Annotated in this window: 14 protein-coding genes; 2 read left to right on the forward strand and 12 right to left on the reverse strand. The window is 55.0% G+C overall.

Going from position 1 to position 13,839, the window contains the following annotated elements; all coding sequences use genetic code 11:
• Window positions 1–136 precede the first annotated feature (136 nt).
• From WC859_01140 to recG, 5 genes are all read right to left on the reverse strand, one after another.
• The gene (locus tag WC859_01140) at window positions 137–1,354 is read right to left on the reverse strand and encodes a type II secretion system F family protein (GenBank protein ID MFA5974755.1); all 1,218 of its coding nucleotides are present in this window, start codon (window positions 1,352–1,354) and stop codon (window positions 137–139) included.
• A 27-nt stretch (window positions 1,355–1,381) separates the two neighbouring features.
• A complete protein-coding gene (locus tag WC859_01145) occupies window positions 1,382–2,473 on the reverse strand; it encodes a type IV pilus twitching motility protein PilT (protein MFA5974756.1) in 1,092 nt (363 codons plus the stop codon).
• A 43-nt stretch (window positions 2,474–2,516) separates the two neighbouring features.
• On the reverse strand, window positions 2,517–3,536 hold the full coding sequence (locus WC859_01150) for a phosphate acyltransferase (protein ID MFA5974757.1): 1,020 nt from the start codon (window positions 3,534–3,536) through the stop codon (window positions 2,517–2,519).
• Between the two features lie 77 nt (window positions 3,537–3,613).
• The gene (coaD, locus tag WC859_01155; GenBank protein MFA5974758.1) at window positions 3,614–4,093 is read right to left on the reverse strand and encodes a pantetheine-phosphate adenylyltransferase; all 480 of its coding nucleotides are present in this window, start codon (window positions 4,091–4,093) and stop codon (window positions 3,614–3,616) included.
• A 12-nt stretch (window positions 4,094–4,105) separates the two neighbouring features.
• Window positions 4,106–6,238, reverse strand: coding sequence for an ATP-dependent DNA helicase RecG (gene recG, locus WC859_01160; GenBank protein ID MFA5974759.1), 2,133 nt, complete (start codon window positions 6,236–6,238; stop codon window positions 4,106–4,108).
• Window positions 6,239–6,258: 20 nt separating this feature from the next.
• Here recG and rpmB point away from each other — a divergent pair, with 20 nt between their 5' ends.
• Window positions 6,259–6,471, forward strand: a complete 213-nt coding sequence (gene rpmB / locus WC859_01165) for a 50S ribosomal protein L28 (GenBank protein ID MFA5974760.1) — start codon at window positions 6,259–6,261, stop codon at window positions 6,469–6,471.
• 9 nt (window positions 6,472–6,480) lie between these two features.
• Here the strand turns inward: rpmB and WC859_01170 are convergent, their stop codons facing one another.
• The 5 genes from WC859_01170 to WC859_01190 form a co-directional block, all read right to left on the reverse strand.
• The gene (locus tag WC859_01170) at window positions 6,481–7,266 is read right to left on the reverse strand and encodes a thiazole synthase (GenBank protein ID MFA5974761.1); all 786 of its coding nucleotides are present in this window, start codon (window positions 7,264–7,266) and stop codon (window positions 6,481–6,483) included.
• 5 nt (window positions 7,267–7,271) lie between these two features.
• Window positions 7,272–7,472 (reverse strand): sulfur carrier protein ThiS, encoded by a 201-nt coding sequence (gene thiS, locus WC859_01175; GenBank protein MFA5974762.1) that lies wholly within the window; start codon window positions 7,470–7,472, stop codon window positions 7,272–7,274.
• Between the two features lie 92 nt (window positions 7,473–7,564).
• Window positions 7,565–7,807, reverse strand: a complete 243-nt coding sequence (locus WC859_01180) for a DUF167 domain-containing protein (protein MFA5974763.1) — start codon at window positions 7,805–7,807, stop codon at window positions 7,565–7,567.
• Window positions 7,804–8,601, reverse strand: coding sequence for an alpha/beta fold hydrolase (locus WC859_01185; GenBank protein MFA5974764.1), 798 nt, complete (start codon window positions 8,599–8,601; stop codon window positions 7,804–7,806). The genes WC859_01180 and WC859_01185 overlap by 4 nt, the downstream gene beginning before the upstream one ends.
• Before the next feature lie 507 nt (window positions 8,602–9,108).
• Complete coding sequence (locus WC859_01190; protein ID MFA5974765.1) at window positions 9,109–10,176, reverse strand: hypothetical protein; 1,068 nt, start codon at window positions 10,174–10,176, stop codon at window positions 9,109–9,111.
• Window positions 10,177–10,212: 36 nt separating this feature from the next.
• Between WC859_01190 and WC859_01195 the strand changes: the two genes are divergently transcribed.
• A complete protein-coding gene (locus WC859_01195) occupies window positions 10,213–11,481 on the forward strand; it encodes an endonuclease Q family protein (protein MFA5974766.1) in 1,269 nt (422 codons plus the stop codon).
• An 8-nt stretch (window positions 11,482–11,489) separates the two neighbouring features.
• On the opposite strand, the gene WC859_01200 is transcribed toward WC859_01195, so the two are convergent.
• Both WC859_01200 and WC859_01205 read right to left on the reverse strand, forming a co-directional pair.
• Window positions 11,490–13,310 (reverse strand): TIGR03545 family protein, encoded by a 1,821-nt coding sequence (locus WC859_01200; protein MFA5974767.1) that lies wholly within the window; start codon window positions 13,308–13,310, stop codon window positions 11,490–11,492.
• Window positions 13,307–13,831, reverse strand: coding sequence for a TIGR03546 family protein (locus WC859_01205; GenBank protein MFA5974768.1), 525 nt, complete (start codon window positions 13,829–13,831; stop codon window positions 13,307–13,309). Before WC859_01205 ends, WC859_01200 begins: the two co-directional genes overlap by 4 nt.
• Window positions 13,832–13,839: the final 8 nt, after the last annotated feature.

Consider the following 13,839-nt stretch of genomic DNA (forward strand, 5'->3'; position numbering starts at 1 on the left):
TACTTTTTGTTTACTTCGTCGGAAGTTTATCACTCGCATGCGAGGCTGTCAAGCTGAACGATGATTGTTCGATGGGAATTTACACCGTCCCGCGGATGTAACCAAAGGCGCCAAAGACGCAAAATCCGTATCGTTATTACTTATCGACGAGAGAACTCATCTGGAAAATCGGCAAAAACATGCAAATCACAATGGCCCCGATGACCACTCCCATGACGCAGATAATGACCGGCTCGATCAGCGACGTCATCGCTTTAACGGCGGTATCCACTTCCTGATCGTAAAAATCAGCGATTTTGGCCAGCATGGTTTCCAGGTTCCCGGTTTCTTCTCCAACGGAAATCATTTGAATCACCATCGCCGGGAAAATACCGGATTCCTTCAGAGGATCGGCGATTTTTTCTCCTTCCCGGATCGATTCCCGGCACTTCATAATGGCGTTTTCAACAACTCGATTGCCCGATGTTTTCGCTACGGTATCCAATGCCTGCAGAATCGGAACACCGGATTTGATCAGCGTCCCCAGCGTTCGCGACAGCTTGGAAACAGCGACTTTCTTAAGTAAATCGCCTATCACCGGCAGGCGGATCAATAGACTGTCAATCACCAGGCGGCCTTTTTCAGTCTTATACCATCTGGATATCCCGACAAAGACCCCGATCGGGAGGGTTAGTAAAAACAAGAAATAGCTTCTGATGAAATCCGAGACCGTCAGCAATATTTGTGTAGGCAAGGGGAGTCCAGCGCCAAAACTGGCAAAGACGGTCTTGAACGTCGGGATGACCGCCACCAGCAGGAACAGAGTGACCGCGCTCGCCACGCCGCTCACGACCAGGGGGTACACCATGGCGCCTTTCACTTTCCCGCGGAGTTCCTCCGCGGCTTCGAGATAGGACGAAAGACGTTCCAGGATGCTGTCCAGTACGCCTCCTGTTTCTCCAGCCCGTATCATGGAAACGTAGAGTTCCGAAAAAGCTTTGGGATGCTTTCTCATCGCATCCGCGATGGCAATTCCGCTTTCGATATCAGTCCGTACGGTGGTTGCAATCCGTTTGAAAACAGGGCTTTGGATCTGCTCCGTCAAAATGTTTAATCCTTGCACAATCGGCACGCCCGCTGAAACCAGCGTCGCCAGCTGCCGGCTGAAAATCACCAGGTCCTTGCTTTTGACCCCCCCCTCGAACAGAGACAATTTACTCAACAGGCTCCCGGCGGGTTTGACTTCGGCCACCGACATCACCGTCATCCGTTGGGTGCGGAGTTTCTCCATGGCGGCGCGTTGGACTTGCGCGTCGATTACCCCTTCAACGACTTTGCCGGCGGTTGTGCGTGCGGTATAGCGGAACTGGGGCATAAACGGTCCTCTCAATCTAATCTAAATCTAATGAGCTCCATTGCCTGTTCGCGAATCATTTCCTCGCTGCATCAGCCGTTTGATATCGTCCGGGTCGCAGGAAGCTCCGAGAGCTTCCTGAAAACTGATGACATGGCGAAGATAAAGATCGTTTAAGGACATATTCATCGTCTGCATCCCATGCTTGGCGCCGGTTTGCATGGAAATAATGATCTGTTCTGTTTTGGCTTCGCGGATCAGATTCCGGATGGCCGGGGTGACGATCAAGACCTCCACCGCCAGCGCGCGTCCGACGCCGTTGATGTGGGGCAAAAGTTGCTGGCTGAAAACCGCCTGAAGAACAAAAGAAACCTGGGTGCGGACCTGCGCCTGCTGATGGGGCGGGAAAACGTCGATCATGCGGTTAATTGACTGCGCCGCATCGGTCGTGTGCAACGTGGCGAACACCAAATGACCTGTTTCAGCGATGTTGATGGCCGCCTGAACAGTTTCCGTGTCGCGCATTTCGCCGATCAAAATGATATCCGGATCTTGCCGCAGGACATATTTCAAGGCCTGTCCAAAAGAGGTCGTATCCCCCCCCACTTCGCGCTGGTTGACGATTGATTTCTTGTGATAATGAACGAATTCGATCGGGTCTTCGATGGTCACAATATGTCCCTGGATGGTTTGGTTCAGGTTGTCGATCATGGAGGCCAGCGTCGTGGATTTTCCCGAACCGGTCGGTCCCGTGACCAGGATCAGTCCTTTCGGAATTTTCAGGACGTCGTAACTGATGGGCGGCAACCCCAATTCGTCGAGGGATTGGATTTTTTGCGGGATGGAACGAAGCGCGGCGCCAATGGCGCCGCGCTGGCGGAAAACGTTCATCCGGATGCGGCCGACATTCTTGATGCCAAAGGAAATGTCCAGTTCATTGACGGACTCGAATCGTTGCTTCTGGGTATCGGTCAACAGGGAATAAATTAGATGCTGGCAGATTTCGGCCGTCAATTTTGGAAAATTGGTCGGCACAACGATCCCATCAATCCGCAGCATGGGCGGGCAGCCGACCGTAATATGCAGGTCCGAGGCATTTCTCTCGATCATCGTGCGCAAGAGTTCCGACATGTCGATAATCGTCGGGGCGGGGCTGGAATCGTTCGTTGGGCCGGTAGCCATGTTAATCTCCTGGAGTCTTCGCGGCTTGAGCTTGAAGACTGGTCAGCGCAATCATATCGAGCACGTCTTCCACGGAACAGCCACGGGAAAGATCGTTCGCCGGTTGTGCGGTCCCCCAAAGGACGGGACCCACCGCCCGGCATCCTCCCAGTCGTTGCACCAGTTTGTAGGCAATATTGCCGCAATTCAAGTCCGGAACAATTAAAACGTTGGCTTGGCCGGCCATCGGAGAATCCCCTGCTCCCTTGATCCCGGCGCTAAAGACGTCTAAAGCGGTATCTCCCTGCCATTCCCCGTCAATCGAAAGATGGGGTGCTTTCTCGCGGGCCAATTCCGTCGCTCGACGAACTTTATCAATCAGGACATGCTGAGCGCTTCCCCTCGTGGAAAACGAAAGAAAAGCGACACGGGCTTGCTGCCCGGTAAAAAACGTGTAAGCTTCGGCGGAACGAATGCCGATGTCCGCCAATTGTTTAGAAGAGGGGTCCGGGATTACCGCGCCATCGGCCAAGAGGACCAGCGATTTCGGCGAACGATGGGTTTGACGCTCGATCAAGAAAAGTCCAAATAGAATGCCGGCACGCGCCGCCAGGCCCGTGACCGAGAAAACAGCGCGCAGCGTATCGGCGGTTGTCCGAGTGGCCCCGCCGATAAAACCGTCGGCTTGCCCTCTCTTCAAATAGAGACATCCAAGAAGGAGTGGATCCTGCAGGCGTCGGCGCGCTTCGCGGCGGGACAGGTCTTTGAAATGGGGGCAGCTTAAAAGGTCATCCAGTAACTCGTTTTCGTTCCGGTCGATATACGTGCTCGGGTCAATCGCCTGGAGCGGGAACCCATCGGCATGGGCGGACCAGACGCTGTCCATCTGAATCGGGTCTCCGATCAGAACCGGTTCCGCAATCCGTTCATTTTTGGCAATGGCCGCGGCTTGAATCACCCGCGGATCTTCGCCATCCGCCAGAACAATACGTTGCGGAGAGCGCGAGGCCTTTTGACGGAATTCATGCCATGAATCAATCATCACGGTCTGATTGTTAACAGGACTTTAGAAGCTTGTCAATAGGAGGTTGTTCGCGGAGGAAAGGATTTGGTTCGGGGCTAGCGCAGTCGCAGCTTCAGAGCCTTCTCGACGACAGAAGGAACCAGCCCTTTGACGTTCCCCCCCAGCAGAGAAATTTCGCGAACCAGGCTGGAAGAGAGATAGGTGTATTTCTCGTCCGGCATCAGGAAAACCGTTTCGAAGCGCGTACTTTGACGGCGATTCATGAGCGCCATTTGAAATTCATATTCAAAATCGGAGATCACCCTCAGGCCGCGGATAATCGCTGAGGCCCCTCTCTGCTTCGCGTAGTGAATGAGGAGCCCTGAAAAGGTTTCGATCTTCACGCGGCGGTTGCCCCGTAAAGCGGTTTGAAGGAAAGTGATTCGTTCTTCCAGGCTGAAGAAAGGTGATTTGTGCGGGTTACGGGTCACGGCCACAATGAGGTGGTCGAAAAGATGCTGACCGCGTTCGATGATATCCAGGTGCCCGTTGGTGACTGGATCAAATGAGCCCGGATAGATGGCCAATCGTTTCATAAAGCAATCATATCATCCGGTGGATCCGAGGCGCCACCGGCTGGCGTAGTCTCGCTGAACGGCTTGCCGGATGGGTTGATGGTCGGCCCGTCGAAGCGATGGGTCCTGTTTGAGCATTTCCTGCGCGGCTACGCGCGCTTCCTGAATGAGCCGGGCATCGTCGATCAGATGCCCCACTTTGAACACGGGAAGCCCATGTTGCTGCACCCCCATCACCTCTCCGGGCCCCCGAAGCGCGAGATCTTCTTCACTCAGCCGGAAACCATCGGTCGTCACCGTCATGATTTCAATCCGCCGCCGGGCCTCATCCGTGCGCGGATCCGCGATGAGCAGGCACTGGGAACGGCTGGTCCCCCGCCCGACGCGGCCTCTGAGCTGATGGAGCGTTGATAACCCAAATCGCTCGGCATGCTGAATCGCCATTACGGTCGCGTTGGGGATATCGATCCCCACTTCGATAATGGAAGTGGCGATCAGGATATCCAACTCCTGCCTTCGAAAGCGCTGCATCATCGCGTCCTTATCTTTGCTGGGCATTTGCCCATGCAGCAATCCAACCCGTAAATCTCGAAAGACCGATTGGCGTAGCGACGTGGCTTCTTGAACAGCGGCTTTCAACTCCAGTTTGTCTGATTCCGTTACCAACGGGAAAACAATATAGGCCTGGCGATTTCGGGAAACCGCCTCGCGAATGCGTGCATAGGCCTCCGGTTCCGACACATGGAGCGTATCGATGGGTGTCCGGCCCGGCGGCAACTCATCCAGGATGGAAACGTCCAAATCTCCATAAAGCGTCAAAGCTAAAGTTCGCGGAATGGGAGTCGCTGTCATCACCAGCACATCCGGCGATGTGCCTTTTTGTCGCAAAAGGCTGCGATGTTCGACACCGAACCGATGTTGCTCGTCAATGACAGCCAGCATGAGTCGTGAAAATTGAACAGGTTTTTCAATCAAGGCGTGCGTGCCGATGACCAGATCCATCCGTCCGGCTGCGATGTCCTGCAGGCAGGCCCGGCGTTGGGCTGGTGTTTGGCGGCCGGTGATCAGGCAGGAGCGAACCGGCAATCCTTGAAGGAAGCGAGAAAGGGTCAAGGCGTGTTGCTCCGCCAGAATTTCTGTCGGGGCCATGAGAACGGCCTGCCCTCCGTTTTCAACCGCCAGAAGCATGGCGGAAAGCGCGACCAGCGTTTTGCCGCTTCCGACATCTCCCTGCAGGAGGCGATTCATCGGGAAAGGCGACATCATGTCATCGAAGACGTCCCGAATCACGCGTTTTTGAGCCTGGGTGAAGTCAAAGCCAAGATTTTCGCGAAAAGGGGTCAGGATTTTTCGTTGCAGTTCGTACCGATGGGGTTTAGGGTCTTTTTTGATCGCCGTTCGTAAAAGGCCGAGAGCGGTTTCAAGAACAAAGAACTCTTCAAAGGCCAGCGCCTGCCGGGCCTTTTCTTTTTCAACGAGAGAAGCGGGAAAATGGATCTTCTGGAGAGCCCAAGTTTTTTTGATCCCAGCATTTTTTCGCCGGAGCCATTCAGGGACCAGATCGATGACCGGATAGGCGAGGTTGGATAGAACGCGGCCGATGAGGGTTCGCAGCAGGCGTTCGCTGATTCCTTCCGGAGCGGTATAAAGAGGAACGATCCGGTCAAAGTGGAAGGCCTCCTCTCCCTCGAGAGTTCCTTTCAAACCGGTGCATACAGACATCTCTTCAACCCGGATTTGCCGTCCGGCAAGCCCCCATTCCAGAAGGCCGAAGACCGCCACCCAACGTCCGGGTTGCAAGGCTTTCTGCAGGGACGAAAAAACGTCATACCGTGGATTTAATTTTTTAAACCAGACCGCCTGGAGGGTCCCCGTTGCATCGTCCAGGGTGGCGATGGCCACCCCGAGATTTTTGCGGGTGGTGGAGAAATCCGCCCGTTGCACTTGAGCGCGAAGGGCGATTTTCTCCCCCATCGGGGCATGCCGGATGGTATGGAGAAATCGCCGGTCCTCCCAGGCGCGTGGAAAGGTGGTGATCAAGTCCTCCTTTTCCACAATGCCTCGTTCCGCCAGGACCTGCGCGCGGACCGGGCCGACGCCCTTCAGGTATTGAAGCGGGCGGCTCTTGCTTTGTCCGACGGAATCTGCCAAAATAACGGGGCTCAAATTTCGTGAAGGAGTCATTTATGGCGTTACGCTGTGTCGTTTGTGGCAAAGGACCTGTGGCTGGAAAATCGATCAGTCATTCTCATAAAACGTCCAACCGGCGTTTCCTGCCGAATGTTCATAAGGTCAAAGTTCTGCTGAACGGGCGTCCTCAGCGGGTGAAAGTCTGCTCGCGTTGCCTGCGTTCCCGCAAAGTCAGCAAAGTCGGTCCTCGACAACTTTCCGCCGCTTAAATCATTTGCTTATCGTGAAACGGGCGTCACCGTCCCGGCCACCGGGCTAGACGGCGATGCGAGTTGCTTCTTAGGCATTCGGCCGGAGAGATACGCCAGACGGCCGGCTTCAACCCCCAGTTTCATGGCGCGGGCCATTTGAACCGGATCTTGCGCCTCCGCCACAGCGGTATTCATCAGAACTGCCGCCGCTCCCAGTTCCATCGCCACCGCCGCGTCTGAAGCCGTTCCCACGCCGGCATCCACAATCACAGGTACTTTGGATTGTTCGAGAATCAGCCGTACCGGCAGAGGGTTCAATATCCCCTGCCCGCTTCCAATCGGGGCGGCCAAAGGCATGATCGTGGCCGCTCCGGCTTCTTCAAGACGCCGGGCGATGATGGGATCATCACTCGTGTAGGGGAGAACCGTGAAGCCTTCTTTAACCAGAATTTTTGTGGCCTGCAGCGTGGCTTCAACGTCCGGAAAAAGGCTTTTAGGGTCGCCGATCACTTCAAGCTTTATCAAATCAGTTTCAAGCATTTCCCTCGCCAGATGCGCGGTCCGGATGGCGTCGTCCGCTGTATAGCATCCGGCGGTGTTCGGCAGGATCGGCAGGCCTTTGGGGAGGTAGCTCCAGAACGATTGGGACGATCGATCGTTCAGATCCACCCGGCGGATCGCCACGGTCACCATGGCGGGTTCAGCCGCTTCCAGCGCTTGGCGCATCAACTCAAATGTTTTGTACTTTCCTGTTCCTAAAATAAGGCGGGATGTATATGTTTTCCCGGCAATGACAAGCGGTAAATCTTGCATAACTCTTAGCCTCCCCCGATGGCCTGAATAACTTCGACGGTATCCCCTTCTTTCAGCGGGGTCCCCGCATAAAAAGCGCGTTTAACGATTTTTAAATTGACCTCACAGGCTACGCGTCCGGTCTGGATCTGCAAGGAGTCCAAAAGCTGTTGGACGGTCATTGGCCCGCTCAGCTCTTTGGTTTCCCCGTTGAGAGTGATTTTCATTTTTCTCCGTCATCCCCCGCAGGTTCTGGCGGGGGATCAATGCGTCAATGATGGATCCGCCAGACGTCTGGCGGATGACGACTGTTGGAAAATTATAGCACAGCCACGATTTTGGCTGGCGAATGAGCTCCCTTCACAATCCACAATTTTCCCGTTGGGAGGGTCAGGGTCTGGCTCAGGAGGTTTAACGCAGCGGTGTTCGCCCGGCCGTCGCTGGCCGGGGCTTTGACTTCAATCAGAAAGGAATCCGGTCCGGTCGCCTGAATCTGGTTTCGTTTACTTCCCGCGCGGACCTTGATTTTGAGAAAGCGTGACGGCGTGCGGGAGGACGTCATCGGAGAGACAGGACAAACTCGCTTACGTGGCGGTTAAAGTCTGCCGGGTTTTCGAGGTTGCTCATGTGTCCGGCACCCGGGATCATATGCATTTTTGATCCTCGAATCTGTTGTTGCATGGCGCCGGCCGCGGAAGGGGGTGTCATTCCGTCTTTCTCACCCACTAAAATCAAAGTGGGGACCTGGATGGCGGCCAGTGACGGGGTGGTATCCGTCCGCGAAGCGAGTGCCAGAAGGGTGCCGCAAATTCCAAGAGGTGAATTTTTCCGGATCATTTGGCGGACGTTATCGATAACCTCCGGCCGCGCGCGAAAGCTTTCTGGCGCAAAAAGTCCTTTAAGAAACTCTTCCGCAAAAACAGAGACTCCGTCTTTCTGAATCGTCTTGATCTGGGAAGCACGCTTGATTTTGGCTTCGTTGGAATCGGCTTCGCTGCGCGTATCGCAGAGGACAAGGGCTTGAAAACGGCTGGGGTCTCGCTCGATGGCTCTGAGGGCAACATAGCCGCCCATGGAAAGGCCGCAGACAATCGCTTTGGGGATCGTCAAAACGTCCAATAACGCGAAGAAATCATCCACCAGAAATTCGAGCGTGAACGGCCCGTTGCCGGTTTCGCTTTGGCCGTGCCCGCGTTGGTCGTAGGCGATGACGCGGCAATCCTTTTTGAGAAAATCAAATTGCGGTTGCCACATCGTGTGGTTAAAAGGAAATCCGTGAAGGAAAATCAGCGGGACAGCCGAGGGATGACCTTGAGTAGCGTAGAAAAACGTTAAACCATTGAGACGAACGCCCATGCATCAAATCTTAGCATTTCGAAAACTTTCGGCTACGAAGTGGAACACAGCCAAACGAGGCCGGGAAAGCCGATGCGCGTGATCTCTCTGATAGTCAGTCCAGGCCATCAGGCCATACTCGCCCACAAAACACAAAAATGAAAGCGCCAAGCCGAAAAGGCAAAACATCCGGACCGTAGGACCGTCAAAAAAAGGAATCTGTTGGGTGCGAAGAATAACGGTGAGGCTGGATGGAAACAGTAGAGTTAAGCCAAATCGCAACATGCTGGAGATCCTTTCGTTGTGAATAGGTCAGAACTGAAATGAGCTTTGAGTAAATGATCAATTATTTCAAGATATTATTTGTTCCGTAAAGAAATTCAAAGGTTTGTTAAAAGAAACTAAATGAAAAACGAGGTATTTCGAAATCCCGTTGTCATTTCATGTGGATTTCAATTGGTGTTAAGGTGAGTGCATGAACGAATCGATACCTTGAGCGTCTGTTTGGAAAAGGAGAGGAGGAGTGTCTTAGAGTCCGGCCAGCGGAATACGGACGATCTGGCCGGGATCTCTTCCGGTTCCGAGATAAACGGCCTGTCGTTGCCCATCAAAAACCGCACAACGCACGTCGCCGATTTCTTCAGGGAGAGGACGAGAGGAGAGAATACTAAACGGTTTCAATTTGATCTGGATCAACTGCGCCGGGGGTCCTGCCGCAATCAGGTAGGCGATTCCTTTCCCTCGGGGGCAGAAGCCTGCCACCAGGTCGTTCTGCCCGGTGGCGAGCAGAAACGCTTCCTCGGGCCGGAAATCCGTTAACAAGAAACGGATCACTTTAGCGGGTTTTCCCTGCGTTCCGAAATAGACATAAGGAGAAGCCGGATCGAAAAACGCGCATCGAAACCCGGGTTCCTGACGCAGCGCGGTAATATTCTCGAGAGGCGACATGTCGGCCAGGCGGATTTTCATAACATTGCCGGCGGTCGTGCCGAAATACGCGAACATCCCGGACGGATCCCGCACCGCGCATTGAAAGGCGTTGGTTTCATCCGCCAGTTTCGAGTCACCGATCAGCGTCATGCCCGTCAAATCGATGCTGACGACGGTGCCAAAGAGTGTCCCAAAATAGGCGGTGTCTCCCTGCGGGCTGAGAACGCCTGAACTGATGCCGAACTCGCCTTTCGGCAAAAGGTATGTCTTTTTCTTTTCGAAAGGATCCACACCGATCTGGATGATTTGTCCGGAGACCTCACGGTTCGGGTCGCCGTAAGTGCCGAAGTAAATCCTCCGGCGGTGTGGGTCCAGAACGGCGGCTTGCAAGGGGGTTTCCCCGGCCTCGAGAACGATGCGCTTGCGGATGGAAAAGTCTGAGACGCGAATCTGCAAAACCGTTGCCGAAGAGGTTTCCAGAGAATAACGGAAATCGCTTTCCGCCGTCGCAAAAAAAGCGGTGTCGGACCGCTCATCCAGAACGCCAGTTGTGACGAAATTTTCTCCCGGTTTCAATCGAATAATTTGAAGCGGTGCGGCCTGTAGCGTGGTGTTGATTCCGACGAGAAACAGAAGTCCCAATCCGGATGAAAGCGGTGCGTTCATGGCAGGGGTAATTTTGAGTCATGATAACATATACGCATGGAACTGATGGCCGACCTCCATATTCATTCGTATCTCTCCCGCGCCTGCAGCCGGGACCTTCATCCGGAGTCCCTTTACCGGTGGTGCCAGCTCAAGGGAATCACAATTCTGGGAACCGGTGATTTTACCCATCCGGCCTGGCTGCGGAAGCTTCGGGAAAAACTGACGCCGGCGGAACCTGGGCTTTTCCGGCTCAAAAGCGAAATCGAGAAGGCGGTTGATCCGAAACTCCCCCCCTCGTGCCGGGCCCCGGTCCGTTTCCTGCTCGAGGTAGAAATCAGCTGCATCTACAAGAAGGGTAACCGGGTCCGGAAGGTTCATCTGCTGGTGTTTGTCCCCTCCTTTGAGGCCGCGGCGGTGCTGAATGCCCGGCTTGAAAAAATCGGCAACATCCGCTCCGACGGGCGCCCGATTCTCGGATTGGACGCCAGGCATTTGCTGGAGATCGTTCTGGAGGTGTCCGATCAGGCGGTCCTGATCCCGGCGCATGCCTGGACGCCGCACTTCGGCATCTTTGGTTCAGCGTCGGGTTTTGATTCGCTCGAAGAGTGCTTCGACGATCTGACGCCGCATATTTTTGCGATTGAAACCGGTCTCTCGTCCGATCCTGCGATGAACTGGCAGTTATCCCAGCTGGATCGTCTGGCCCTGATTTCGAACTCGGATGCGCACTCGCCCGAGAAACTCGGGCGGGAAGCCAATCGGCTCCAGACCGAGCTCTCCTATCAAGGGATTTTCAGCGCGATCCGGGAACGAGATCCGGCGCGGTTCCTGGGGACTTTGGAATTCTTCCCGGAAGAGGGCAAGTATCATGTCGACGGCCACCGTTCGTGCGAAACGCGGCTGTCTCCGGAGGAAACCCGTCGCCATCAGGGGCTTTGTCCCCGTTGCCACAAGCCTGTAACCGTGGGTGTTCTTCACCGGGTGGAAAAACTGGCGGATCGGAAGCCCGGACAACGGCCGCCTGGAAAGCCCGGTTACGAGAGTCTCATCCCGCTCAAAGAAATTTTATCGCAAACGCTTCAGGTGGGTTCCAGCAGCAAGAAAGTCGATCAAGCCTATCACCGGTTACTGAACCGGTTCGGCAATGAGTTCCATATTCTGCGTCACCTGCCTTTCGAGAGCCTTGAGACCGAGGGATTCCCTCTCCTGGCCCTGGCGATCCGCCGGATGCGCCAGAGAGACGTCCGCGTCCAACCGGGTTACGACGGCGAATTCGGCCGGGTCAGTCTTCTTAACCCAGAGGATTTCGGCGGGAGGGATTGAAACGGCGATTAATGGCCGAAGAGACCCTTGAAGGAGTCGAGGGGTTTGGCGCCGAGGCCGGGGACGGAATGTGCGGCTTGAGTTTTCACCTGGTTCAGCAGATTATCGATGACCTTGTTGTTGGCGGAGAACTGAGAAAGATATTTCTGGCTTAAATCGTTGGCCATGCCCTGCAGTTCCTTGATTTTCCCATCCGTCTGACGATCCAGTTCCGCGCGCAGAGCCTTTTCCTGAGAGGCCAGTTCCGAACCCAGAGCGTTCTTCATCGCGTCAGCCACAACGCCTCCGATGTTCGAGGTGACGGTAAACTGCGGAGCCTCCAGCGTGCCGGAAAGGCCGACGCCGACCGTCAGTGATTTTACGGCGGACAGAGACGACGTCACAGCCTGGGCCGCCCGCTGAGCCATCGCTGAGCTGGATTGAAAATCAATGTGCGGGTCCAAAACGAGGTTGCTGGCCTGCACATCCGCGCTGCCGATCAATTTGTCCCCTTGGATGATCGCCACGGCGCGTGTCCGGCCGGTCCCCTGGCGAAGTCCAAAAGCCATCGAGTGGGCTTGCCCGAAGGACAAATCCTTGAGAGAGAAGCCGTCGTAAGTGATCTGAAGGGAATCCATCGGGGTATCGTGAATGTGGTTGAGAACCCCTTTCGCGGCTAGCAGACAGCCGTCTCGGGATCCCTGAAGATCAAACGTGGCCGGTTTGCCGTAGAGCGCTGGATTGGTGGTCACGCCGGTGAGTGTTCCTAAAAATCCAAACGGCCGTTCCTGTCCGATTTCGCCCGACAGTTCCGCTTTCACCAGCAGGAAGCGCGGCAGCACGTTGTGCCGGGGAAATTCGATAGTGCGGCCGCGTCCGCGGGGCGGCGGCGGAGGACTTTGGGGTTTGGACGGCATGTACTGCCGGGCGGTTTGAATCCAACCCAGCAGCCGCTCCATCCATTGCGCAACCGACGGACCGAATAGCGCGTTCGCCATGGTTTCTTTATCCAGCGTCGGAAGCGAAAGCGTCGAACGTAAATTCTTCCAGTCTTCTTCCCGTGCTTTTTTGACGTCTTCAATCAGGCCCTGAGCCGACTGAATGCGCTCCGTCACGCTGGACTGGGCCGTCGCCACGTCGATCTTAAGGGTTCGCAGGTCCGTTTGAAGCGTTTTCACTTCCCCGGCCTTTTGAAGGAGAGCCGACGGATCATTTCCGCCCTGACCGAGCGCCTGGATGCGTTTCTGCAGCGCGTCGGTCCGCTGGGAGACATTGAGCTGATTGATCTGTTTCTGGAGATCCTCCGGGAGCTTCTGAATTTGTTCTTTGGTTTTCTCCGCCGCTTTCATCGAGGCGAGCTTGTCCGGATTGACGAGGGTTTTTGGATCCACCCTCTGCTTCGCGCCTTCAAACTTCTGAAGGGAAACCGTCTCAACTTGTCCCCAGAGCTTGCCGGCGGCCTTGGCCACAAAGCCGGGGCGGGTCTCTTCCCGCCAGAGCGCTCCCGATGTTTTTCGCGGAGTCCCGAACCGCAGTCCCTTCAACGAGGCATCATCAATAATGACTTTCTTTTCCAGAAGCGGAAGCGTTCGAAAGGCGAAAACCGCTTCATCAAACTGGAATAAATTCTTCATCGGTTCGGATTTGTCCGCCACCGCCAGGGTTCGAATGCGCAGGGAGCTGTGACGGAGGCTGAGCGTCACGGAATCGATCGACACGCGGGCGCCGAAAACGCTCTGACCGCCTTTGATCATCGCCCATTTGGCGAAGGGATCGAGACAGAATACCGCCAGGAGGAAGCCGACCAGCAGCAGAATCAGCGTTGGGAGAACGGTTTTCCGGCGGATCATGGGCGCTGAACCCATCGATGGTAGAGGTCAAAAAACTCGTGAATCTTCAGAAATTTCATGATTTTCCACTGCATCACCCGCTCCCGGTAGCGGGTTCGATAGGTGACTACGAATGCGCGCATGCCGAAAAAGACCGGCAGGGCCAGAAGAAGGCCAACGGCGAAATTCCCCATCACGAGGGTATTGTTGAAAGATGTAAAAGGAATAATCGGGGTATTGTAGAGAAAAGTCCAGAAGCCTTTGAATAGCGGAACGCCCGAGAGAAGCCAGAATCCAAACTTTTCACAGAAAGGATCCGTGAGGTGTCCCAGAATCGAAAACACGACAATGGCCGCCCCGGCCATGCCGGCGTTGACGCGGAAGATCATAATGAGGATCGACAAGGAGAGCGCCAACAGGTTGCCCTTGGGAATCAGTCCGATCATGACGCCAAACACAACGCCCGCGGCGATTTCATTGGGAGAGACGTCGTCGTTCAGGGTTTGAAGCAGTCCTTTGAGATATTTGATCCAGAATAACATTTTTCACC

The organism is Elusimicrobiota bacterium, from assembly GCA_041660185.1.
Classification (GTDB): domain Bacteria; phylum Elusimicrobiota; class Elusimicrobia; order 2-01-FULL-59-12; family 2-01-FULL-59-12; genus JBAZWU01.

Bases quoted from the DNA above. Each gene is read 5' to 3' on its own strand.
- WC859_01195 (MFA5974766.1), top strand. From the start codon at position 10,213: ATGGAACTGATGGCCGACCTCCATATTCATTCGTATCTCTCCCGCGCC.
- WC859_01205 (MFA5974768.1), bottom strand. From the start codon at position 13,831: ATGTTATTCTGGATCAAATATCTCAAAGGACTGCTTCAAACCCTGAAC.
- WC859_01170 (MFA5974761.1), bottom strand. From the start codon at position 7,266: ATGCAAGATTTACCGCTTGTCATTGCCGGGAAAACATATACATCCCGC.
- WC859_01140 (MFA5974755.1), bottom strand. From the start codon at position 1,354: ATGCCCCAGTTCCGCTATACCGCACGCACAACCGCCGGCAAAGTCGTT.
- WC859_01200 (MFA5974767.1), bottom strand. From the start codon at position 13,310: ATGATCCGCCGGAAAACCGTTCTCCCAACGCTGATTCTGCTGCTGGTC.
- coaD (MFA5974758.1), bottom strand. From the start codon at position 4,093: ATGAAACGATTGGCCATCTATCCGGGCTCATTTGATCCAGTCACCAAC.
- thiS (MFA5974762.1), bottom strand. From the start codon at position 7,472: ATGAAAATCACTCTCAACGGGGAAACCAAAGAGCTGAGCGGGCCAATG.
- rpmB (MFA5974760.1), top strand. From the start codon at position 6,259: ATGGCGTTACGCTGTGTCGTTTGTGGCAAAGGACCTGTGGCTGGAAAA.
- WC859_01150 (MFA5974757.1), bottom strand. From the start codon at position 3,536: ATGATTGATTCATGGCATGAATTCCGTCAAAAGGCCTCGCGCTCTCCG.
- WC859_01185 (MFA5974764.1), bottom strand. From the start codon at position 8,601: ATGGGCGTTCGTCTCAATGGTTTAACGTTTTTCTACGCTACTCAAGGT.
- WC859_01180 (MFA5974763.1), bottom strand. From the start codon at position 7,807: ATGACGTCCTCCCGCACGCCGTCACGCTTTCTCAAAATCAAGGTCCGC.
- WC859_01190 (MFA5974765.1), bottom strand. From the start codon at position 10,176: ATGAACGCACCGCTTTCATCCGGATTGGGACTTCTGTTTCTCGTCGGA.